The organism is Burkholderia sp. AU45388, from assembly GCF_030481585.1.
In the GTDB taxonomy this organism is placed as follows: domain Bacteria; phylum Pseudomonadota; class Gammaproteobacteria; order Burkholderiales; family Burkholderiaceae; genus Burkholderia; species Burkholderia sola.
The window spans coordinates 54,789-78,067 of the sequence record NZ_JAUJPV010000013.1 but is presented as its reverse complement, the minus strand read 5'-3'; the positions used below and the strand labels follow the sequence as shown (position 1 = coordinate 78,067).

At 70.8% G+C, this 23,279-nt stretch carries 12 protein-coding genes; 1 reads left to right on the top strand and 11 read right to left on the bottom strand.

What is annotated here, in order from left to right; genetic code table 11:
* Nucleotides 1-7 precede the first annotated feature (7 nt).
* Complete coding sequence (locus QZM72_RS20770; protein ID WP_301739066.1) at nucleotides 8-9,676, bottom strand: non-ribosomal peptide synthetase; 9,669 nt, start codon at nucleotides 9,674-9,676, stop codon at nucleotides 8-10.
* Nucleotides 9,677-9,949: 273 nt separating this feature from the next.
* Here QZM72_RS20770 and QZM72_RS20765 point away from each other — a divergent pair, with 273 nt between their 5' ends.
* Complete coding sequence (locus tag QZM72_RS20765; RefSeq protein ID WP_301739065.1) at nucleotides 9,950-11,695, top strand: cyclic peptide export ABC transporter; 1,746 nt, start codon at nucleotides 9,950-9,952, stop codon at nucleotides 11,693-11,695.
* Between the two features lie 191 nt (nucleotides 11,696-11,886).
* On the opposite strand, the gene QZM72_RS20760 is transcribed toward QZM72_RS20765, so the two are convergent.
* The 10 genes from QZM72_RS20760 to QZM72_RS20715 form a co-directional block, all read right to left on the bottom strand.
* Nucleotides 11,887-12,906: an ABC transporter substrate-binding protein gene (locus QZM72_RS20760; protein WP_301739064.1), complete on the bottom strand. Its 1,020-nt coding sequence runs from the start codon at nucleotides 12,904-12,906 to the stop codon at nucleotides 11,887-11,889.
* The gene (fhuF, locus tag QZM72_RS20755; protein ID WP_089467406.1) at nucleotides 12,903-13,703 is read right to left on the bottom strand and encodes a siderophore-iron reductase FhuF; all 801 of its coding nucleotides are present in this window, start codon (nucleotides 13,701-13,703) and stop codon (nucleotides 12,903-12,905) included. Before fhuF ends, QZM72_RS20760 begins: the two co-directional genes overlap by 4 nt.
* The gene (gene fhuB / locus QZM72_RS20750; protein ID WP_301739063.1) at nucleotides 13,700-15,790 is read right to left on the bottom strand and encodes a Fe(3+)-hydroxamate ABC transporter permease FhuB; all 2,091 of its coding nucleotides are present in this window, start codon (nucleotides 15,788-15,790) and stop codon (nucleotides 13,700-13,702) included. The genes fhuF and fhuB overlap by 4 nt, the downstream gene beginning before the upstream one ends.
* Nucleotides 15,787-16,638: an ABC transporter ATP-binding protein gene (locus QZM72_RS20745; protein WP_301739062.1), complete on the bottom strand. Its 852-nt coding sequence runs from the start codon at nucleotides 16,636-16,638 to the stop codon at nucleotides 15,787-15,789. The genes fhuB and QZM72_RS20745 overlap by 4 nt, the downstream gene beginning before the upstream one ends.
* Nucleotides 16,638-17,645, bottom strand: coding sequence for a TauD/TfdA family dioxygenase (locus tag QZM72_RS20740; protein WP_069620685.1), 1,008 nt, complete (start codon nucleotides 17,643-17,645; stop codon nucleotides 16,638-16,640). Before QZM72_RS20740 ends, QZM72_RS20745 begins: the two co-directional genes overlap by 1 nt.
* Before the next feature lie 45 nt (nucleotides 17,646-17,690).
* A complete protein-coding gene (locus QZM72_RS20735; protein ID WP_006476052.1) occupies nucleotides 17,691-17,933 on the bottom strand; it encodes an MbtH family NRPS accessory protein in 243 nt (80 codons plus the stop codon).
* A gap of 85 nt (nucleotides 17,934-18,018) precedes the next feature.
* Complete coding sequence (locus QZM72_RS20730; protein ID WP_301739061.1) at nucleotides 18,019-18,687, bottom strand: RNA polymerase factor sigma-70; 669 nt, start codon at nucleotides 18,685-18,687, stop codon at nucleotides 18,019-18,021.
* 338 nt (nucleotides 18,688-19,025) lie between these two features.
* The gene (locus QZM72_RS20725) at nucleotides 19,026-20,048 is read right to left on the bottom strand and encodes a fimbrial protein (protein ID WP_301739060.1); all 1,023 of its coding nucleotides are present in this window, start codon (nucleotides 20,046-20,048) and stop codon (nucleotides 19,026-19,028) included.
* Complete coding sequence (locus QZM72_RS20720; protein ID WP_301739059.1) at nucleotides 20,045-20,791, bottom strand: molecular chaperone; 747 nt, start codon at nucleotides 20,789-20,791, stop codon at nucleotides 20,045-20,047. The genes QZM72_RS20725 and QZM72_RS20720 overlap by 4 nt, the downstream gene beginning before the upstream one ends.
* Before the next feature lie 17 nt (nucleotides 20,792-20,808).
* A complete protein-coding gene (locus QZM72_RS20715; RefSeq protein WP_301739058.1) occupies nucleotides 20,809-23,262 on the bottom strand; it encodes a fimbria/pilus outer membrane usher protein in 2,454 nt (817 codons plus the stop codon).
* Nucleotides 23,263-23,279: the final 17 nt, after the last annotated feature.

Genomic DNA, 23,279 nt, shown 5'->3' with positions numbered 1-23,279 from the left:
GTCGTCCTTATTGGGTTTCCAGTTCGCCGAGCAGCGCGTCGATCGCGCTCGCCGCATCGGTCGCGCCGCGTGCCGCGCAGGCCGCGTCGATCGCTTGCGCGCAGCGCGCGAGCGTGCGCGTGTCGAACAGCGTGCGCAGCGGCAGCGCGAGCCCCCAGTGCAGGTTCGCCTGCGCATGGGCCTGCGTCGCGAGCAGCGAGTGGCCGCCGAGCAGGAAGAAATCGCCGTCGCGGCCGATCGCGTCCACGTGCAGCACGCGTTGCCAAATTGCCGCGAGCGCGCGCTCGGTATCGGTCGCGAGTTCGACGGTTTCGGTCGCTTCGCGCACCGGCGCGGGCAGCGCATGGCGGTCGCACTTGCCGTTCGGCGTGACCGGCAACGCATCGAGCTCGATCAACTGCGACGGCACCATGTACGCCGGCAGTTGCGCACGCAGCGCGTCGAGCAGCGCCGCACGGTCGAGCGGGCCGGCGTCGCCGCGCGCGACATAGCCGATCAGTTGCTCGTCGCGCACGATCACGACCGCATCGTTGACGCCCGGCGCCGCGCGCAACAGCGCCTCGATCTCGCCCGGCTCGATCCGCTGGCCGCGCAGCTTCACCTGCGTGTCGACGCGGCCGAGGTAGTCGAGCGCGCCGTCCGCGCGTCGGCGTGCGAGGTCGCCGGTGCGGTACATGCGCGCGCCCGGCACGAACGGATCGGGCACGAAGCGCTCGGCGGTGAGCGCCGGACGGCCGAGATAGCCGCGCGCGAGGCCCGCGCCCGCGAGATACAGTTCACCGGTCGCGCCGGCCGGCACCGGCTGCCATGCGGCATCGAGCACGTGCAGTTGCAGGTTCGCGATCGGATGGCCGATCGGCACCGCGACCGCCTGCGCGTCGTCGGGGCCGCAGGTCCAGTGCGACACGTCGATCGCGGCCTCGGTCGGCCCGTACAGGTTCACGAGCGTCGCGTTCGGCAGCAATCGCGCCATCTTGGCGACGAGTTCGGGCGCCAGCGCCTCCCCGCTCGCGACGATCAGGCGCACGCTGTCGCATTGCGCGGCGGCCGAGAAATCGTCGAGATACGCGGCGAACGCGGCGAGCATCGACGGCACGAAATGCAGCACCGTTACGCCGTGCGCGTGGATCGCGGCGGCCAGGCGCGCCGGGTCGCGGTGGTCGCCCGGCGCGGCGATCGCGAGCTTCGCGCCGATTGCGAGCGGCCACACGAATTCCCACACCGACACGTCGAAGCCGAACGGCGTCTTGTGCAGCACGACGTCGTCGCGCGTCAGCCGGTACGCGTGCTGCATCCACGCGATCCGGTTCGCGAGCGCGCCGTGCGTGTTGCCGGCGCCCTTCGGCTTGCCGGTCGAGCCGGACGTGTAGATCAGGTACGCGAGCTGCGCGTCGTCGATCGCGATGGTTGCGTCGTCGATCTCGCCCGCTTCGTCGGCCAGCAGATCCGCGACCGTCAGTAACGGCGTGTCGGCGCCCTCGCCCAGCGCGGCCTTGACCTGCTCGCGCAGATGCGCCTGCGTGATCGCGACGGCCGGCCGCGCATCGCGCAGCAGGTATGCGATGCGCTCGGCCGGATAGTCTGGATCGACCGGCAGGTACGCGGCGCCGGCCTTCAGCACGCCGACGAGCGCCATCACCATGTCGAACGAGCGCTCGACGCACAGCGCGACCGGTGTGTCGGGCTGCACGCCGCGCCGGCGCAGCGCGGCGGCGATGCGCGACGTAGCGGCGTCGAGTTCGCGATAGGTCGAGCGCTGCACGCGGCCGTGAGCGTCCGCGTATTCGAGTGCGGTCGCGTCGGGCGTCGCGCGTGCGGCGTCCATGAATTGCAGATGCAGCGGCTGACGTTGCGCGTCCGGCCAGGTTTGCGCCGTGTCCTGCGCAGCCGCCAGCGCATCGCGGGTCGCCTCGTCGGCGATCGACAGCGTGCCGAGCCGCGCGTCCGGCGTACGGGCCAGCGCATCGAGCGCGCAGGCAAACGCGCGATGCCAGGTCGCGACCTGACGCGCATCGACGCGTGCGGTGTCGTAGCCGTAGTCGATCGTCAGTTCGGCGCCGCTCTCGATCACGAGCGTCAGCGCGAAATCGGTCGCCTCGATGCTGCGTACGCCGCTCAACGCCAGCGCGCGCGGATCGGCGTCGCGCACCGATTCCTCGACCGGATAGTTCTCGAACACGACCAGCGTGTCGAACAGTGCGCCGCCCGACCCGCGCGCCCAGCGCTGGATGTCGGCGAGCGGCGTGTGCGCATGTTCGGCGGCCGCCGCGTTTTCGCGTTGCAGCGTTTGCAGCCAGTCGGCCGCACGTTGCCGCGGCGCCGGTGCGGTGATGACCGGCAGCGTGTTGATGAAGAGGCCGAGCACCGAGTCGACGTCCGCGAGCGCATCGGGACGGCCGGCGACGGTCGCGCCGAACGCGACGGCCGGCTGGTGCGTCATCCGCTGCAGCGCGAGCGCCCACGCGCCCTGCACCAGCGTGTTGACGGTCAGCTTCAGCGCGCGGGCGGTCTGCGCGACGCGCGCCGTCGTATCGGCATCGAGCGTCGCGCGCCACGTGACCATCTCGGCCTCCGCGCGGTCGGCCGTGCGCTCAGCGATCAGCGTCGGTGCGTCGAGCCGCGCCAGGCGCTCGGTCCAGAAGCGCTCGTCGGCGTCGCGGTCGCGCGTGCCGAGCCATGCGATGAAATCGCGATAGCGCAGCGCCGGGCGGCTCGCGAACGGCGACACGGCGTCCGGGTCGCGGTAGTCGCGCAGCACGTCGGCGAGCAGGCGCGCGGTGCTCCAGCCGTCGAGCAGCACGTGGTGGCGCGTCCAGACGACGCGCCACGCATCGTCCGTCACGCGGATCAGCGTGAGCCGCATCAGCGGCGGCTCGCGCCAGTCGAACCCGCGCGTGCGGTCGGCCGCGAGCCACGCGTCGAAATCGGCGTCGAGCGTGTCGCCGCGCGTGCGCCAGTCGAGCTGCTCGACCGGCATGCGCGCGTGACGATGCACGCACTGCAGCGGCGCGGCCTCGTCCGGCATCACGCTCGTGCGCAGGATGTCGTGACGCGCGACGGACGCGTCGAACGCGGCCGCGAGCCGGTCGGCGTCCAGCGCGGTCGCGGTCGCGACGAGCTGGTTCACGTAGCTCGCGTGGCCGGGCGCGAACAACGCATGGAACAGGATGCCCTGCTGCATCGGCGACAGCGGATACACGTCGTCGATCGCGCGCCAGTCGAGCGGCGCGCGTTCGATCGCGGCCTGCGTGAGTCCGGCGGCCTGCGCGAGCGGGAAATCGCCCGGCGTCGCGCCGGCGCCGCGATGCGCGATGCGCGACGCGCATGCGTCGACGAGTTCGCGCAGCGCGGCCGCGAAGCGTGCGGCGAACGCGTCGATCGTCGCGCGTTCGAATTGCGGCGCACCGTAGACCCAATGCACTTTCAGCGTGCGCGCGCCGTCGCCGTCCGTGTCGAGGTACGCATGAATCGCGAGCGTATTGCCGAGCGGCCCTTGAGGATCGCGCTCGACACCCGTGCCGCCGAAACGCGGGACGAGCGTCGCATCGCGCGGCGCGTCGAACTGGCCGAGATAGTTGAACGTGACGCGCGGGCGCGGCACGGCAGCCAGCGTCGCACGCGTGGCCGCATCGCCGTAGTGCGCGAGCACGCCGAAGCCGAGCCCCTTGTGCGGCACCGCGCGCAGCGTGTCCTTGACCGCGCACAGCGTGTCGCGGGCCGTCGCCTCGACCGGCAGCGTCACCGGGTAATGGCTCGTCAGCCAACCGATCGTGCGGCTGGCATCCGCATCGTCGAACAGCGCTTCGCGGCCGTGTCCTTCGAGTTCGACCCGGCACGATGCAGCGCCGCTCGTGCCGGCCAGCGCCAGCGCGAGCGCCGCGCCGAGCAGCTCGATCGTCTGCGTGCGATAGGCCGCGTGCGCGTCGGTGAGCGCGGCGCGGGTCAATGCCGCGTCGATCGTCTGCACGACGACGGCCGCATCGGCGTTCGTCGCCGCTGCGTCGGCGTGATCGGGCACGATGTCGTCGCCCTGCGCCATGCCGGCCCAGTAGGCGGCTTCGCCCGCGAACGGCGACGCCTGCTCCGTCGCCGCGCGGGCGAGCCGTGCGGCCCAGGCGTCCGCACGCAGGCCCGGCTGCGACAAGCGGAGCGGCGTGCGTTCGCATGCGGCGCGATAGGCCGTGTCCAGGTCGTCGAGCAGGATGCGCCACGACACGCCATCGACGATCGCATGGTGAATTGCCAGATAGAGTCGCGTCGAACCGTCCGGCAGCCGTGCCGCGCACGCGCAGGCGAGCGGCCCGTTGCCGAGGTCGAGACGGCGTTGCAGCGCATCGAAGCGCGCCAGCGCGTCGGCTTCGTCGCGTGCGACGACTTCGACGAACGGCAGCGCGTCGTACGGCTTCGCCGCGTCGCTCGCGTGCCACGCGCCGTCCGCGCCGCGCGCGAAGCGCTGGCGGAATGCGTGGTGATGCGAGAGCAATGCGTCGAATGCGCGTGCGAATGCGTCCGCGTCGAACGTGCCGCGCACATCGAACGACACCGACTGGTTCCAGTGGCCACGGCGCGGGATATCGAGCGCGAAGAAGCGCTGTTGCGCGGGCGTCAGGATCGGCGTGTCAGCCGGTGTTGCATGTGTCGTTCCGACCGTGCTCGCCGGCTGCTGCGCGGCGACGGCCGTGTCATCCGTTTTCGCGATGCGCGCGAGTTCGGCGACCGTCGGCCCGTCGAACAGCTGCTTCGGCGTGAAGCGCACGCCGCGCTTGCGCGCCCGGGCGATCACTTGCAGCACGAGGATCGAATCGCCGCCGAGTTCGAAGAAATTGTCGTCTCGGCCGACCTTCGGCGCCTTCAGCACGGCCTGCCAGACGTCGGCGAGCACCGTTTCGATCGTGCCTTGCGGCGCATCGCCGGACGCGGCTGCAACCGGCGCGACGGCCAGTTCGCGCAATGCCGCGCGATCGATCTTGCCGTTCGCCGTCACCGGCAGACGCGCGAGCGCGACGAATTGCGCGGGCACCATGTAGTCGGGCAGCTTCGCGGCGAGCGCGGCACGCAAGGCCGCTTCGTCGAACGCGGCGCCGTCGCGCATCACGACGAACGTCGCGAGCCGCAGGCGGCCATCGTGCTCGATCGCGAGCGTTTCGGCCTGCGCGATCGGGCCGGCCGCGCGCACGGCCGCACTCACCTCGCCCGGCTCGACACGGTAGCCGCGAATTTTCACCTGATCGTCGATACGGCCGAGGAAGGCGACGCGGCCGTCCGTACGCAACCGCACGCGGTCGCCGGTGCGATACAGCCGCGCGCCCGGCGTGAACGGATCGGGCACGAAGCGCTCCGCCGTTTGCGCCGGGCGGCCGAGGTAGCCGCGCGCGACGCCCGGGCCGCCGAGATACAGCTCGCCGGTCGCGCCGGCCGGCACGCATGCGCCGAACGCGTCGAGCACCAGCGCGCGCGCATTCGGCAACGGCAGGCCGAGCGGCACGCCGCTCGCGGGATCGCGCGCATCGGCGGCGATCGACGCGGTGTCGCATGCGATCGCGCCGACCGTCGCTTCGGTCGGCCCGTAATGGTTGATCACGCGGCAGGCCGGCGCGAGCGCGGCCAGCCGCGCGACGAGCGCCCACGTGAGCGTTTCGCCGCCCGTCACGAGCGCGTGGCGCGGCAGCACGTCGGCCGGCACGCGCGCATCGAGCAGCGCCTGCAGGTGGCTCGGCACGATCTTCAGCACGCCGACTTCACGGCGGCGCATTTCGTCGGCGAACAGGTCCGGATCGAACGCGCACGCGGCCGGCAGCAGGTGCAGCGTGCGGCCCGCGCACAACGCGCCGAACAGCGTCGTGTGGCCGAGGTCGGCCGCGACGGTCGACACCATCGCGAACGATGCGTCGGGCGCGAACGCGAGTTCGTCGAGCATCCCCTGCACGTAGTCGGCCAGCGCGCCGTGCGACACGACGACGCCCTTCGGCGTGCCGGTCGAGCCCGACGTGTAGATCAGGTACGCGCCCTGTTCCGGGTGCGGCGCGACGCGCGCGCCGGCCGCATGGGCAAGCGTCGCGTCCTGCGCGAGCGCGTCGACGTCGAGCGGCTGCGCGTCGATGCCGGCCGGCCACGCGGCCGGCTCGGCGACGAGCGCCCAGCGCGCGCCGCAGTCGGCAGCAGCAGCCGCAAGACGCGCGGCCGGCTGCGCGGGGTCGAGCAGCACGGCCAGCGCGCCGGCTTTCAGCGCGCCCAGCAGGCCGACGACGAAACGCGCCGAACGCTCGATGCAGACGACGACCGGCGCTTCGGCGGCCACGCCGCGTTGCGTCAGCGCCCGCGCGATGCGGTTCGATGCGTCGTCGAGTTCGGCGAACGTCAGCGATGCCGATGCGTCGGCGAGCGCGACGCGATGCGGATACGCGGCCGCCTGCCGCGCGAATGCGGCAACGACGTCGGCATGTTCGACGCGCAGTGCACGGCCGTCGCGCGGCTGGCGCGACACAGCCGATGCATCGCACGGCAGCGCGGCCGTCGTCGCATGCGGCTCATGCGCGGCGGACGCGACGAGCGCCGCATAGCTGTCGAGCCAGGCACGCGCGGTATCGGCATCGATGCAGTCGGTCGCATAGGCCGCGACCAGTTCGATCCCGTTCGCGTCGTCGGTGAAATCCAGCGCGAAATCGAAGCGCGCGGCGAGATCGGGCCCCGGCGTCGCGACCGCCGTGGCGCCCGGCAGCACGCTGTCGTGCCGTGCGTCGAATTGCTGCGCGAATTTCACGCGCAGCCATTCGTCGCCGCGCTTGACGGGCGGCTTCACCGCGTCGACGACGCGCTCGAACGGCACGTCCTGGTGCGCGACCGCATCGAGCGCCGCGGTACGCGCCGCGTCGACGAGCGCACGGAACGGCAGCGTCGGCGCCACGCGCACGCGCAGCGCGACCGTATTCAGGAAAAGCCCCAGCAACGCACGCGTTTCGGGGCGCTGGCGATGCGCGACCGGCACCGCGACGACGACGTCCGTTTCGCCGGTCAGGCGCGACAGCCACGCGTCGAGCGCGGCCAGCAGCACCGTGAAGACGGTCGCCTGCGCGTCGCGGGCGAGTTGCCGCACGTCGGCCGCGACCGCATCGGGCAGGCGCACCGATACGCGCGCGCCGTGCAGCGTGCGTGCGGCGCCCGGCTGGCGATCCACCGGCAGCGCGAGCGGGCCCGGCACGTCGCGCAACGCGCCTCGCCAGTAGTCGAGCTGGCGCTCCCCCTCGCCGCCGGCCAGCATGTCGCGCTGCCAGTCCGCGTAGTCGGCGTACTGGATCGGCAAGGCGGGCAGCGACGGTTCGCGGCCTTCGGCATACGCGCGGTACGCCGCCGACAGTTCGTCGAACGCGCAGCGCGAGCTCCAGCCATCGGTGATCGCGTGATGCGCGGTCAGCAGCAGCCGGTGACGGTCGTCCGCGAGCGCGACCAGCGTCGCGCGCAGCAGCGGGCCGCGCGCGAGGTCGAACGGTTCGGCCGCGTCGCGCTCGGCAAGACGCGCGGCTTGCGCGTCGCGGGCAGCCGGCGGCTGTTCGCGCAGGTCGACCGCGGCGATCGACACGGGCAGATGCGCGTGAATCCGCTGCATCACGACGCCGTCGTCGTTGTCGACGAGCGTCGTGCGCCATGCTTCGTGACGCCCGATCACGTGATCGAGCGCACGCTGCAGCGCGTCGCGGTCGAGCACGCCGTCGATCGTCCAGTGCGCGGCGATGTGATACGCGGCGCTGGCGTCGCGCGTTTGCGCGAGCACCCAGAAGCGTTGCTGCGCGAGCGATGCCGCACGATCGACGTACGGCGCACCCGCCGCGGCCGCATCGGCCGGCGCGCGGCGCGCGGCAATCGCGGCCAGCGGTTCGCCGGTCTCGCGTTCCGCGCGATCGACGGTTTCGGCCAGTTCGGCGAGCGCCGGATCGGCGAACAGCGTGTCGAGCCGCAGATTCACGCGCACGGCGGCACGGATCGCGGCCTGCAACTGCATCGCGGCGAGCGAGTCGGCGCCCAGCGCGAAGAAACGATCGTCGCGCGACGGCGTGACGTCGAGGCCCAGCAGCGTTTGCCAGATATCCGCGATCTGTTGTTCGGTCGGCGTGCGTGGCGCCTCGCCTGCAGCTTGCGTCGTTTCGCGCGCGGCGGCAATCCGCTCGCGCAGCGCGGCACGGTCGAGCTTGCCGTTCAGCGTATAAGGCAGCGCGTCGCAACGTACGAACCGGTGCGGCTGCCACGCGGCCGGCAATTGCGCGGCCACGTGCGCCTTCAATGCGGCATCGTCGGCCGCCGCGCGCAGCGCGACGCACGCGATCAGCCGCGTCGGCCCATTGGCGGTGTCGGCGATCACCGCCGCGTCGGCCACGGCCGGGTGCGAGCGCAGGCACGCGGCGATTTCCGCCGGCTCCACGCGCACGCCGCGCACCTGGACCTGATCGTCGAGGCGGCCCAGATAATCGTATGCGCCGTCGTCGCGCAGGCGTGCAAGGTCGCCGGTGCGATAGACGCGCGCGCCGGGTTCACCGTCCGCATCGGGAATGAAACGCTCGGCCGTGAGCGCCGGGCGACCGTGATAACCGCGTGCGACGCACACGCCGCCGAGCAGCAACTCGCCCACCCCAGCGGCGTCGGCGCCGTCGATGCGCGCGACCCGCGGGCCGATCACGCGGCCGATCGGCAGCGACGCAAATGCGTCGTCGGCGGCCAGCACCGGCGTCTCGCCCGGTTCGACCGGCCACAGCATCGGCGAGATCACGGCTTCGGTCGGCCCGTAACCGTTGATCAGGCGTACTGCCGGGAACGTGCGGCGCACGAATTCGAACGCCTGCTGCGGCAGCGCTTCGCCGCCGAACGCGAGCACGCGCAAGGCCGGCGGCACCCCGTCGCGCGCGGCGACGGCCGCGAATTCGCGCAGGTACGCCGGCGGAAATGCGGCGACGTTCACGGCTTCGCGCACCATCAGCGCATGCGCGGCGTCCGGCGCGAACGGCTGCGGCGGCGCCACGACGATGCCGGCGCCGACCGCAAGCGGCGCGAGCCAGCATTCGTGCGCGGCGTCGAAGTTGACCGACGCGAAATGCAACAGACGGTCGCCGGCCTCGATCGGCAGCGCGGCCGCGAGCGCGTCGCAATGCGCGGCGAGCGGCCCGTGCTCGACGACCACCGCCTTCGGCGTGCCGGTCGAACCCGACGTATAGATCATGTAGGCGGCCGAACGCGGATGCACGGTCACGATGTCGTCATCGAACGCGTGATTCTGCGCGACGCCCGATGCCTTCTCCGTTGCGTCGAACGCGTGTTCGAACGGCGTGCCGAGCGCCGCGCGGCCGGCGGCGTCGACGATGCCGTGGCGCAATTGCGCGTCCTGCACGATCCAGTCGAGGCGCGCGGCCGGATGGCGCGGATCGAGCGGCACGAACACGCCGCCGGCCTTCAGCACGGCCAGCAGCGCGACGAACAGGTCGCCGGAACGCTCGACACACACGCCGACCCGCACTTCGGCGCCGACGCCGGCCGCGCGCAGGCGCCGGGCGAGTTGCGATGCGCGTGCGTCGAGCGCACCGCGCGACAGGCGCAGGTCGTTCTGGAAAGGCACCGCGATGGCGGGCGCGTCGGGCGCGATGCGCGCCAGTTCGCGGATTCGGTGATGCAGCGCAGTCGGGAAACTCGTCATGTGCGTGAAATCCTTCGGTCCGGCCGCTTCGGCCAAGTCTCGGGGCCGCTTGGGGCGGCTTCACTGGTGTGACGAACGACGCGGCCGATTTTTTACCGCTTTGTGCGCAAAATGCGTGCGACCGCTTTTTTTTGACGATGTCGCTAAATATTTGCGCGGCCCGTTCGTCTATCAGGGAGGAAAGCCGGAACGGGGTTCGCCCCGCCCGCCGCTTTCGCGCCGGATTTGCCGTTTTTCGCGTTATTGCCTGCCTTCCCTTTACCGACGTTGCCGATGACAGCCGCCCACGAGCCTTCTTCCCCGCCGTCCCTCGACGCTTCCCCCGGCCGCCCCGCGGCGCGCCTGATCCTTGCGCTGCTGCGCGAAAGCCGCGTGTCGCTCACGCTGGCGCTGACCGCCTGCGTGCTGAACGGTGTCGCGAGCGTGCTGCTCGTCGCGACGCTGAACCGCGCGCTGTCCCAACCGGGCGCCGCCGATGCGTCCCTCGCGTGGCGCTTCGCACTGTGCGCGGTGATCGCGCTCGTCACGCGGATCGTGTCGGGCACGCTGTTCGCCCGCCTGTCGCAGGACACGATGGCGCGGTTGCGCGTGCATCTGGCGCGGCGCGTCGGCGCGGCCGAACTGCGCGACATCGAGCGGATCGGCGCGGCGCCCGTGCAGTCGGTGCTGACCGACGACGCGACCAACGTGTCGATGCTGTTCTTCGCGCTGCCGAACCTGGTCATGCACGGCTCGATCGTGTTCGGCTGCCTCGGCTATCTCGCGTGGCTGTCCTGGCCCGTGTGCCTGCTGGCGCTGGCCGCGATCGTCGCCGGCTCGCTCGGCTATCACACCGGCGACCGCCGCGCGATCGCGGCGCTCGAAGCCGCCGGCCAGGCGCAGGACCGCCTGTTCGGCTATCTCGGCTCGCTGTTCTCCGGCGCGAAGGAGCTGAAGCTGCACGATGCGCGCGCCCGCCAGTTCGTCGACGGCCAGCTCGGCGCCGCGATCGGCGAAGTGCGCGACCACCGCCGCCGCGCGTTCAGCGCGTATGCGGTCGGGGTCGGCTGGATCATTTTCCTGTTCTACGTATTCCTCGGCGTCGCGTCGTTCTGGCCGCAGCTCGGCGTGCATGCCGACCCGGCCGCGGCCGCCGGCTACGTCGTCGTGTTCCTGTTCATGCTCGTGCCGCTCGACGGCCTGCTGAACAACCTGCCGACCGTCAACGCGGCGCGCGTGTCGCTCACGCGGATCGAAGGCGTGATGGCCGAGTTCGGCGCGCTGCGCACGGTGCCGCCCGCGGCCGATGCGCCCGACGTGCCGCCGGCCGGCGCGGTCACGCTGCGCGGCGTCACGCATGCGTATTTCCACGAGCGCGACGAACGGATGTTCAGCATCGGGCCGATCGATTTGACGATCAAGCCGGGCGAACTCGTGTTCATCGTCGGCGGCAACGGCAGCGGCAAGACGACGCTCGCGAAGGTGCTGACGGGGCTGTACGAGCCCGAAGAAGGCACGATCGAGGTCGACGGCCGCACGATCGGCTGGCGCGAGCGCGCGGCCTATCGGCAGCGCTTCAGCGCGGTGTTCAACGATTTCCACCTGTTCGATGCGCTGCTCGGCATCGTCGACCCCGACGATCCGTCCCGCGCGCAGGCCGATGCGCGGGCGAACGCGCTCGTCGCGAAACTCGCGCTCGACCACAAGGTGAAGGTGGTCGACGGCGCGTTTTCGACGCGCGCGCTGTCGACCGGGCAGCGCAAGCGGCTCGCGCTCGTCGTCGCCTACCTGGAAGATCGCCCGTTCTACCTGTTCGACGAATGGGCGGCCGACCAGGACCCGTCGTTCAAGGCCGTGTTCTACGAACAACTGTTGCCCGAGCTGCGCGCGCGCGGCAAGGCCGTGATCGTGATCACGCACGACGACCGCTATTTCGATCTCGCCGACCGTCTGTTGAAGCTCGACAACGGGCGTATCGTCAGCGACACGCAACCGGCACGCCTGCGTGCGCAGGATGGCGTCGATGCGCTGAGCGCGTAACACGACACCGCGGTCGATCGAAAAAATCGCCGACACGCTGCGATGGCAGCGAGTCGGCGATTTTCGTTTCAGCGGGGAATTCGACTGACGTATGGCGAAACGGAAAGGCGGAAACCGCGCGTCGTCAGGCCGGTCGCCGCGCCCTGCCCGTCAAATGCAGCGTCGTCCGCGGCTCGAAGCGCGCCCGGCGCTCAACGCGGCAGCTTCAGCATCGTATCGGTCATCACGTCGGCCAGCTTCAGCGCCGACATCGGGCCGCCGAATCCCCAGATATTGCGCTCGATCAGCGCGATCCGGTGCTCACGCAGCGCGGGCACGAAACGCCATACAGGCGAATCGAGTTTCGACGACAACGGCACGTCCATCCCCGACGCGGTCACGAACAGCACGGCCAGGTCACGCTGCCGCAGCAGATCGGCCGACGTCACGTACAGCGTGCCCTCCCGCGTCGGCTTCCGCGGCCACGGATCGAGCCCGAGCGCGCGCGCGAGGCCCGCCGACGTGCTGTTGCCCGTATAGGCCCAGTAACGATCGGGCAAGCCGAGATCCTGCAGCAGCGCGACGCGCTCGCCGTGGCGGCCCGCGGCCGCGAGCCGCGCCGCGTTGCGCGCGATGCCGGCGTCGAGTTGCGCTTCGACCGCCTGCGCGCGCGCGTCGCGCCCCGTCACCGCGCCGATCGTCCGGAAGATCTGCCGCATCCAGTCGAGTTGCGTGACCGGCACGCCGTCTTCCGACACGTTCGGGCTGAACTGGAACAGGATCGTCGGCGCGATCCGGTCGAGCGCGTCGAAGATCGGCGCGTGCCGGAAACCGACGCCGATGATCAGGTCGGGCTTGACCGCCGCGATCGCCTCGAGCCCCGGCTCCTGCCGCGAGCCGATGTCGGTCACGTGCGCGAGCTGCTCGCTGCGGTAGCCGAGCCAGCCCGGGTAGAACGCGGTATCGGCCATCCCGACCGGCACGAGGTCGAGCGCGATCACGCTTTCCGCGAACATGAAGTCGAGCGCGACCACGCGCTGCGGCCTCACGGGCATCCTCGCGCTGGCCTGCGACACGACGGGATTGCCGGCCAGCGACACGCCGCCCTGCGCACCGCCGGCACCTCCGGCCACGGAAGCGGCGGCGGCCGATGCGGAAAACGCGCCGCACCACGCGGCGCCGAGCGCGGCCGCGAGCGTGCCGAGCACATGCCGGCGGCCGGCGTGCGTCACCGGATCGCGTCCTGCCCGGCCAGCGCCGCGTCGTCCATCGTCAGTAGCAGGGGGCAGCTTCCACACAGTTGCGTTTCTCCAGGAATTTCGTAGCGCAGGCAGCACACGCGGCGCGCGCGAAACGGCGTCGGCAGCAGCGGCGAGCGCGGCACGGCATCGCGCACGGGCTGGCGCAGCGGATTCGATTCGCCGCGCACGCAGGCCGAACCGAACAGCCAGTCCGCATCGCGGACGGGATCGGCCGCGCACGGCAGCGCACGATACGTATCGAGCAGATAGTCGAGCAGGTTGCCCGCGTTGCTCCACAGCACGCGCGGCGTGACGCGGCCCATTGCCGCGAGCAGGTCGATCACCGCGCCGAGATGCGCGACGAGCCCCGCATAGCGCGGCTCGGGTTCGTCGCACGGCGCGCCGAGCGCATCGCTCGCGAAATACAGCGCGGCCGGCATTCCGTCGTCGAGCGCGACGAACGTGCGTTCGGGCGTCATGTCGAGCGGACGGCCGAGCGTCAGCGCGGCGACGACGCCGGCCGGCGCCGCGCGGCCGAAATAGTATTTGCTCCATTGCGACATCAGCGCGCGCGCATGCTGCGCGGGATCGCCGCCGTAATGGTCGACCATCGCGCCGAGCACGGCGTCGCGGTGCGCGGGCAACGCGCTGACGGGCACGATGACGCGCCCCGGCGCATGCGCGTCGTCGGGCATGCCGAGCCACACGACGTCGAGGTGCTCGGCGAACGGTTCCGGCGCGAACGCCGAAAAGCGCGTGGCGCGCGCGCCGTCGAGCGCCGGCGTCATCGCCCCGCGCGCCGGGCGCGGCGCCCCTCGAGAATCAGCAGCCCGAGCAGGTACGGCGCGCCGATCAGCGCGGTCAGCACGCCGGCCGGCACTTCGCGCGGCGCGACGACGGTGCGCGCCGCCAGATCCGCGACGCCGAGGATCAGCGCGCCGCATGCCGCCGCGAGCCACAGCCGCGTGCGATGCCGGCGCGCGCCGAGCATCGTCGCGACGTGCGGCGCCATCAACCCGATGAAGCCGACCGGCCCGACCGCCGCGACGGCCGCGCACGCGGCGAGCGTCGCGATCGTCAGCGCGAGCGGCCGCAGCGCGGCCACCGGCAGGCCGAGCGCGGCCGCCTGATCGTCGCCGAGCGCGAGCATGTCGAGCGGTTTCGCGAGCCACGCGAACACCGGCACCGCGAGCACGCACCACGGCAGCAGCATCGACACCTCGCCCCAGCTGCGGCCGTACGTGCCGCCGACGAGCCACACGACGAAGCGCGCGGGCTGCACGCTTTCCTGGGTGATCAGCCACTGCGCGAGCGTGGTCCACAGCGCGCCGATCACGATGCCGGTGAGCGCAACCGCGAGCGGCGCGTAGCGATGGCGGTGATTCAGCGCGAGCGTGATCGCGAGCGACAGCCCGCCGCCGATCAGCGCGGCGGCGGCAAGCGTCGCATGGCCCATCAGCGGCCACGTCGACAACGCGAACAGCGTGACGAGCCCCGCGCCCTGCGTCACGCCGAGCACTTCGGGGCCCGCGAGCGGATTGCGCACGACGCTCTGCATCGCGACGCCGCTGACTGCCAGCAACGCACCGGCGAGCAGCGCGCACAGCAGGCGCGGCATGCGCAGGTCGATCAGCATCCGCGCGAGCGCGTCGTGACCGGACAGCGCGGCCGACCAGCGCGCGGGCGACAGCCATTCGGGGCCGGCCGACACGCCGACGAACACGACCAGGCCGCCCGCCAAGACGAACAGCACGGTGCGCAACGGCCAGCCGGGCCGTTCGAGCCAGCCGACGAGCCGCGTCGAGCCGCCGCCCGCGGCGCGTTCGGCATCCGCGTGCAGCACGCCCGACCACGCGGCGCCGCGCCGGATCATCGCAAGCATCAGCGGCGTGCCGACCAGTGCGATCGCGACGCCGGTCGACAGCGTCTCATCGAGGCCCGACGCGAGCACCGCGCTGTCGGTGACGAGCACGAGCGCACCGCCGGCGAGCGCCGACAGCGGCACCAGGACACCGAGCCGCGCCGCGCGGGCGCCGCGCACCTGGCGCAGCAGGTTCGGCGCGACGAGGCCGACGTACGACAGCGGGCCCGCGATGCTGACGGCCACGCTCGTGAACGCGACCGCGACGATCGTCGCGGCGAGCCGCGTCGCATCGACGCGCACGCCGGCCGCGGCCGCCGCATCGTCGCCGAGCGTGAGCGGATTCAGCGGCCGGATCACGAACGGCAGCGCGACGAGCGGCACGACGAGCCAGCGCGCGGCGAGCGCGAGGCCCGTCGCGCCCGGCTGGTACAGGCTGCCGTTGGTCCACAGCGCGGCGCCCGCGATGTTCTGCTCGAAGAACGCGAGCACGAGCGTCGACAGCGCCGCGAACAGCAGCATGCAGACGCTGCCCGCGAGCACGAGCCGCAACGGCGTCGCGCGCCAGCCGCCCGCCGCGACGATCGCGCAGGCGGCGGCCGCGAGCCCGCACACGAACAACAGCGGCACCGATGCGACGCCCGCCAGCGCCGGCACCAGCATCGCCGCGAGCAGCCCGAGCTGGGCGCCGCCCGTCACGCCGAGCAGGTCGGGCGACGCGAGCGGATTGCGCGTGAGCGACTGGAACAGCGCGCCGGCGATGCCGAGGCAGCCGCCCGCGACGAGCGCGGCCGCGACGCGCGGCAGGTTGAGGTCGAACAGGAACACGTGCGCGAGCGCGGCGGCATCGCTGCCGGGCGCCGCGGCCCACCACACGCGCAGATCGGGGGCGATCCGCAGCGCCGCGAGCAGCGCGATCAGCGCGACGAGGCCGAACGCGATCGCGCCGGCCCGCCCCTTCGCCGCGCCCCTGCCCGTCGCCGCGAGGCGCTTGCGCATCGCGAACGTCGTCATACGGCGAGATCCCGGTCGAAGACGCCGGCCGCCTGTGGCGGCGCGCCGTCGGTCGACGGCCCGTAGGCCGGCACGCACATCGGCGCGCCCGTCTGCGGATGCGCGAGCTTCAGCATCTCGACGCCGAACGCCGCGCGCAGTCGCGCCGGATCGAGCATCGCGTCCGGCGTGCCCTGCGCGACGAGGCGGCCCGCGCGCATCAGCACGATCTCGTCGCTGTACGCGGCCGCCTGGTTCAGGTCGTGCAGCACCCATACGATCGTCAGCCCGCGTGCGCGGTTCAGCGCACGCAGCGCATCGAGGATGTCGAGCTGGTGATGAATGTCGAGATAGGTCGTCGGTTCGTCGAGCAGCACGATCGGCGCCTGTTGCGCGAGCGCCATCGCGATCCACGCGCGCTGGCGTTCGCCGCCCGACAGCGCGCCGACGTCGCGTTCCGCGTCGCCCGCGAGGCCGCTCGTGTCGAGCGCCTCGTCGATCGCCGCATGATCGGCCCGCGACAGGCCGCGCAGGAAGCCGCCGTACGCATAGCGCCCGTACGCGACGAGCTCGCGCACCGTGAGGCCCGACGGAATCTGGTTGAACTGCGCGAGCATCGTCAGCTCGCGCGCGAGCGCGCGACGGCGAAACGACGCGAGCGGCTTGCCGTTCACGTCGACCTGGCCGGCACGCGCGGGCTGCAGGCCCGCGAGCGTGCGCAGCAGCGTGCTCTTGCCGCAGCCGTTCGGTCCGCACAGCGCGGTTACGCGGCCGGCCGCGATCGACAGGTCCAGCCCGTCGATCACGACATGGTCGCGATATCCCACCGACAGCCCGCGCGCGGCAAGCGCGGCGGTACTACGCGTCATCAATCCTCCGTTCGGTCGCGCGGGACCGTGTAACTCTGCGCCATCGCGACGACGACCTTGCGCGGCCCCTCGAACGGGTCGCGTGCATGCGCGGTCAGCATGTTGTCGAGCATCAGCACGTCGCCGGTGCGCCACGGGAACACGATGCGCTGCTGGTCGAGCACGCCGCGGATCTGCGCGAGCGCATCGGCCTCGAGCGGTTCGCCGTCGCCGTAATACACGTTGCGCGGCACGTTCTCGAGCCCGACCGCGTCGACGAGCGCTTCCTGCATGTCGTCGTCGAGCGCCGACAGGTGAAACAGGTTCGCCTGATTGAACCACACGCGCTCGCCCGTGCGCGGATGACGCGCGACGGCCTGGCAGCGTTCCCGCGTGCGCAGCAGCAGCTCGCCGTCGTCGTCCGTGCGCCATGCGCATTCGATGCCGCGCGCCGCGCACATCCGCTCGACCTCGGCCGGCTCGTCGGTGCCGAACGACTGCTGCCACGGCAGATCGAGCCCCTGCCCGAAATTGCGCACGTACAGCAGCTCGCGTTTCTCGAAGCGCGCGACGAGCGCCGGATCGAGCGCGCGGTACACGGCGCGGCTGTCCGCGATCGGCGTCGCCCCGCCCTTCGGCGCGGCGAGCGCGCAGTGGAACCAGATCCGCAGCGGCCATTCGCGCGTGTACGACTGCTCGTTGTGCAGCGGAATCGCGCGGTGCGGCGGGTATTCGGTCGACGTGTAGACCGCGCCCTCGACCTGGCTGCGCGGCGTCGACGCGTATTCATAGCCGATCAGCGGATCGCCGAACGAGGCCGCGAATTGCTGGAACGTGTCGATCGACGGCACGCGAAAGCCCGTGAACAGCACGCCGCCCGCCCGTTCGAGCGTGTCGGCCGCGATCTCGCGCGCGAGCGGCGCGACGTCGTCGATCGACATCCCGTCGTTGCCGCGCGGCGACACGACGGTGGGCAGCCCCGGCTCGATACGCAGGTCGTCGAGCGTCGGCAACGAAAGCAGGGTCATGCAACGTCCTCTTCAGGTGACGCGCCGCACATGCGGCGCAACGGGTCACGACGCGCGCGTCGCGCGCTCGCCGTCCATCGCGCGGCGCAGGCTCGCGGGGCGCATGTCGGTCCAGACGGTTTCGATGTGCGCGAGGCAGTCGGCCTTCGGGCCGCTCACGCCGACTTCCCGCCAGCCGGCGGGCACGGGCCGGAACGTCGGCCAGATCGAATACTGTTCTTCGTCGTTGATGACGACCGTATAGACGAGATCGTCGGTGTCGGCGGAAGGCGTCGGGGCTTGCGTCATGATCGGAAATCGCTGGGCGGTTGAAGGAAGCGAAGCGGCGCATTCGGCCGCTCCTGTCTGATAGACGGTTGGGCGGCGCGTTTTTTTACCGCCGCCGTGCGCGACCGCCCAGGAACACCGGGCAGGCGACGCCGCGGTGGCACGCGTCGAGGCATTCCGCGCAGTGGCGCTCCGCGTCGCGCACCATGAAATGCACGAGCGTCTGCGACACGTTCAGCGCGCGCGCCGCGGTCTGCAGCGTCTCCTCGCGCAGCCGCACCATCTCGAACGCCGCCCGGCTGCGCGCCGGCAGGTCGTCGAGCGCGGCCCACACGCGCCGCAGCGTGTCGCGCGTCATCAGCGCGGCTTCCGGCGTCGGCTCGGGCGACGGCACGTCGAAGCCGTCGTCCTCTTCGGTGTGATAGACGTTTTCGAGGCTTTGCCGGCGGCACGCGTCGATCGATGCGTTGCGCACCATCCGCGTCACGTACGCGACCGGCTGGCGCACCGCGTCCTGATTGGGGAATTCGACGAGCTTCACGAATACGTCGTGCACGATGTCCTCCGCGCGGCTCGCGCAGCCGACGAAGCCGCGCGCGACGTTGACGAGCATCGCGCGATGCGAGATCAGCACGTCGAGCAGCGCGCCCTGCGCACGGGGCTCGGACGCCCGGCGCACGCGCGGCGCGGCGCGCGCCGGCAAGTCCGGATAACTGCCGAGGAACGGGTTTGCCGCTGCCGCCGTCGGTCGGTCGAGCACTTCCGCCATCGCCATCGATCTGCTCCGTCAAATTCCGAGATAAGGGAATTTAACGTAAACGCAAATCATTCTCAATCCGATTACGAGATGACCCTTTGAATTGTCGGGATTTGTCTGATCAATTGCCGGAATGTCCGCGTTGACGGACGGGATGAACGCGAGGTGTCCGCGGAGCACGGCAAGCTTTCCGCGCCAAAGGAAATTGCCGGACGGCCGAAACGGCCGAGGTCCATGATGTCGGCCCCGCCCTGCATCGACGCGCGACGCCGGCCGCGCGATCCGCACGGCTTGCGTGACGCCGGCAAGCTGTTTCCGCGATCCGACGGCACGCATGCCGCCGCGCCCCCCCGCCGTCAGTAGATGAACAACCGGATCGTCGCCGTCGCATCGAATCGTCCGATCTTCGGCGGGCCGAACGACTTCAGCACCGCGTCCATCGGCACGCTCTGGTTCATCACGTTGGACGCGAACTGAGCCAGCGTGAACTGCTGGTTGAACGGAATGGCCTTGCCCTGGCCATCCTCGATGCCAATCCCGAAATTGCTGTCCTTCGCCGGCACCAGCAAGCCGTTCTGGACCGGAAAGCTCGTTTCGAAATACCCGTCCACCCGCACCGCGACGTTGCATTTCTTGGTCAACGACAACGAGAACCGCTTGCGCGGCACCGCCGGCATGAAGCCGTTACCGGCCGCCTGCACCTGCCCGAAATTGACGATGCCCGGTTCGGGCGTCACGAGCACGTCGACGAAGCACGGCGTCGGCTTGAGGTTGCGCAGGCCGCTCAGCCGGTACTGGAAGCTCGTGCCGAACGCATTCAGCCCGAACTCGCCGTCGAACTGGAACACCGTGTAGATATCGCTCGGCGGCTGGACCCAGTTGCCCTTCTTGCGCACGACGACCTGGTAGTCGATGCTGATGTTCGTGCGCTGGCAACGCCCGCGGTCGAAGTCGTACCGGCTGCACGGCGGCACCGCATAGCCGGTAAACACCCCGCCGCCGCGATTGCTGGTCTTGTCGAAATAATCGACGCCCTTGTAGCGGATGCCGATCTCGAGCCCCCACGCGACAGGGTCCGTGCGATTCGGATTCGCGTAGAAGTAGACGTTGTCGACAACCTTCAGGCTGCCGGCGTCCCCCAGATCCTTGTAGCAATATCCGGACGTCGTGCGCACCGGCGACACCCAGATCACGTAGCCGTCGGGCGCGTCGGTCGGATACGACGCCACGCCGCCGATCGGCTCGGTCAACGACGTCGCGCCGCTGTTCGTCAGGCAGCGCAGCGCCCACGCCGGCTGCGCGGCCGCGATCAGCAGCGCGAGTACGACCCAGCGCAACCAAGCCGCCGGCGCCATCCGATCGCGCATGCCCGCGCTCATTTCTTCACGCTCTTGCACGCACCCGCGTCGCACGCATACTCGACCGCCACCTGGCCGCCGTAATCGTCGATATGCGTGACGAACAGCGTCGCCGGCGTCGCGGCCTTGAACGGCACGTCGGCCGTGCTCATCGGGCTCACCATCACCGGCTCGATCGGCACCGGCGTCTTCTGCGCGCCCGCGCTCACGTCGACCACCGTCACGTGGTACGGCGTCGGGTTGTCGAACACCAGCTTGTGCGCGGCCGCATCCACCCGCAGCGTCATCGGCAGCGTCCAGTCCTCGTCGCGCGCGGGCTGCACGGCCTTCGGCCGGTAGAACAGCTTCATCTGCGTATGCAGCGCGATCTGCAGCGTGTTCGGCGTGTCGGTCTTCGGCGGCACTTCGCGGATGTTCAGGTAGAACACCGTTTCGCGATCGGCCGGCAACCCGGTGCCCGGCAGCTTCGCGATCCGCAGCACGTTGCGCTCGTTCGCCTCGATGCGTTGCAGCGGCGGCACGACCATCATCGGCGACGTGGTCCTGTTGCCCTTCGCGTCCTCGAGCCACGACTGCACCAGATACGGATACGTCGCGCTCTTGTTGGTGATCGTCACGATCGCGGCCTGCTCGCCTTCGTTGAAGATCACGCGCGTGCGATCGGGCACGATCGCCGCCTGCGCGGCGCCTGCCAGCATCGCGCCGGCGCTCGCGAACACGCACAGCGCGCGCCGCGGGAAAGCAAGGGGAAAAGCGTTCTTCATCGCTGGATCCATGAAAATCATCGGTCGACCCGCGCGGCCGCCGCATGCGACTCGCTCGGTGTCCGGCACGTCACCGGAATCGGCGTGCCTTCGAGTTGGAGCTGGTTCGGCAGTGCGTCGATCGTGCACAGCGTGCGTTCGCCCGCCCGCACCGCCAGCGCGGATTTCGGCTGAACCTGCATCAGGAACGCCGTGCCGCCCTCGCCGACGATGCCGAGTTCCTTGCCGTTCGCCGCGTCCTGCACCGACGCGCCGAACGGCAGCGCCTTGCCGGCCGCGTCGGTCAGCGTCAGGTACAGGTTGCTGCCGCGCGCGGCGGAGAACTTCACGAAACCGATCGCGCCGTCGGTCAGCACCATGCGCTGGATCGGATTCGTCACCTGCACTTCGAGCGGCAGCTTCTCGACGTTGACGGTCGCGTCGTACACGTTATAAGGCGAGATGCCGTCGAGCACCGCGTAGCCGCGCGAATCGGTGCGCGTGAGCGTGCCGGACAGCGGCACGTCGGGCACGCCGTCGGTCGACACCAGCAGCCGCGTATCGCCCGCATTGCCGTTCGCGTGCGCGGACACGCCGTACTGCGTCGCGACGAACGAGCCGTCGACTTCGAGCGACGCGGCCGCATAGGCATTGGCGAGCGTCGATGCCTGCGCGGTGAGCTGGTACGCCGACGTGCGCTGCCGGAAGCTCGCGTTCGCCGATGCGCGGCCGTCGGTCTCGCCCGCATTGACCTGATAGGTGCGGCCGGCCGGATCGTCGTAGATGTAGCCGGCGTTCACGCTGGTGCTGCCGTTGCCGGTCGTCAGGTTCGACGTGACGGTGTGGCGGCCGCCGATCGGCAGCGTCGCGGTGACCGAGAACTGGTTGCCGCTCGCACCGGCGCTCTGCGTGCGGAATGCCGACACGCTGACGTTCAGGTTGCGCAGCGTGCCGATCGAGAACGCGCGCGTGAGCGTCAGGCCGACGCGCTGCTCGTTCGCACGCGCCCAGTAGGTCGTCTGGTCGTAGGAAAAATAGGTCGACGTGTCGCCGAAGCGCTTCGACAGCGTCGCCGAATAGCGTTGCTTGCTGTTGGCGAGGCCGTACGCGGTCGGGTCGCCGGAAAACTGCGCGAAGCTGGTGTACTCGCGCTCCGAGAAGCGGTAGCCGAAGAAGCGCACGTCCGCGTCGAGCCCGTCGAAGTGCTTCGAATAGTTGATGCGATACGAGTTGCCGTTGCGTGTCGCGCCGTTCCACCACAGGCGCGCCCGCGCATGCGTGACGTCGGCCGACACCGCGCCGAAGGCGCCGAAATCGCGACCGACGCCGAGCGCGATCGACGTATAGCCCGACGCGGCGATGAAGCCGCCATAGGCGGTGACGTCGAACGGCAAACCGTACGCGATTTCGCCGAAACCGAAGAACGGCGTGACGCCGGCGCCGCCGAACAGGCGCGGCTTGCCGACCGCTGCCTTGTAGCGCAACTGGCCGGTGCGCGCGAGGAACGGCACGGCGGCCGTCGTCACCTGGAAGCGCTGCACGCTGCCGTCCTCTTCCTCGACCGCGACGTCGAGCGTGCCCTGCACGCTCGTGTTGACGTTCTGCAGCGCGAACGCGCCCGGCGACACGCGCGTCACGTACAGCACGCGGCCGGCCTGCGACACGGTCACGGTCGCGTTGCTGCGCGCGACGCCCGAGATCAGCGGCGCATAGCCGCGCAGCGACGGCGGCAGCATGCGGTCGTCGCTGCGGATCGACGCGCCCGTCAGCGCGAACGTGTCGAAAATGTCGGAGCTCAGGTAGTCGTCGCCGAACGTCACCGTCGACTGGATCGACGGCAGCGCGCGAAACGCATACAGCCGGCTGAAGCGGAACGTGCGGTCCGCGTACGCGGTGTTGCCCACGTTCGATTGCGCCTGGTAGTCGCCGCGAACACGCCACGCCTCCCAGTTCGCGCCGACCGTCCCGTACGCCTGGATCGCGTTCGTCTGGCCGCCGCCCGCACCGAAGTTGCGGTTCGTGTTCGCGATCACGCGATAGTCGAGCATCGCGCCGGGAATCCCTTCGGACCAGTGCTCCGGCGGCAGGTAGGTCGAATCGGTGAACTCGAGCGCGGCCTGCGGAATCGTGATCTTGAGCCGCCCGTCGCTTTTCAGGTAACGCGCGGTCGCCCCTTCGATCGCGGCCAAGTCGACGCAACTGCCGCCCCGGAAGCGCGGCAGGTCCTTGACCAGCGACGGCTTCAGGCCGAACCGCGCGACGAGCGCCGGTCGCAGGCACGGCTTGCCCGCGCCCGTCGCATCGACCGCCACGAATTCGATCGGCTGCAATCCGAGATACAGGTCGTTGACCTGCACGTCGAGCATGTACTCGCCGGGCAGCGTGAAGTCGGCTTGCGAGAACTGCGACAGGTCGACGTTGCGCGTTCCGTCGATGTCGAGGAACGACGAATTGAATTCCGTCGCCTGGCTCTGGCTGCCAACGACCAGCACGGAGACGCAAAGGAAGG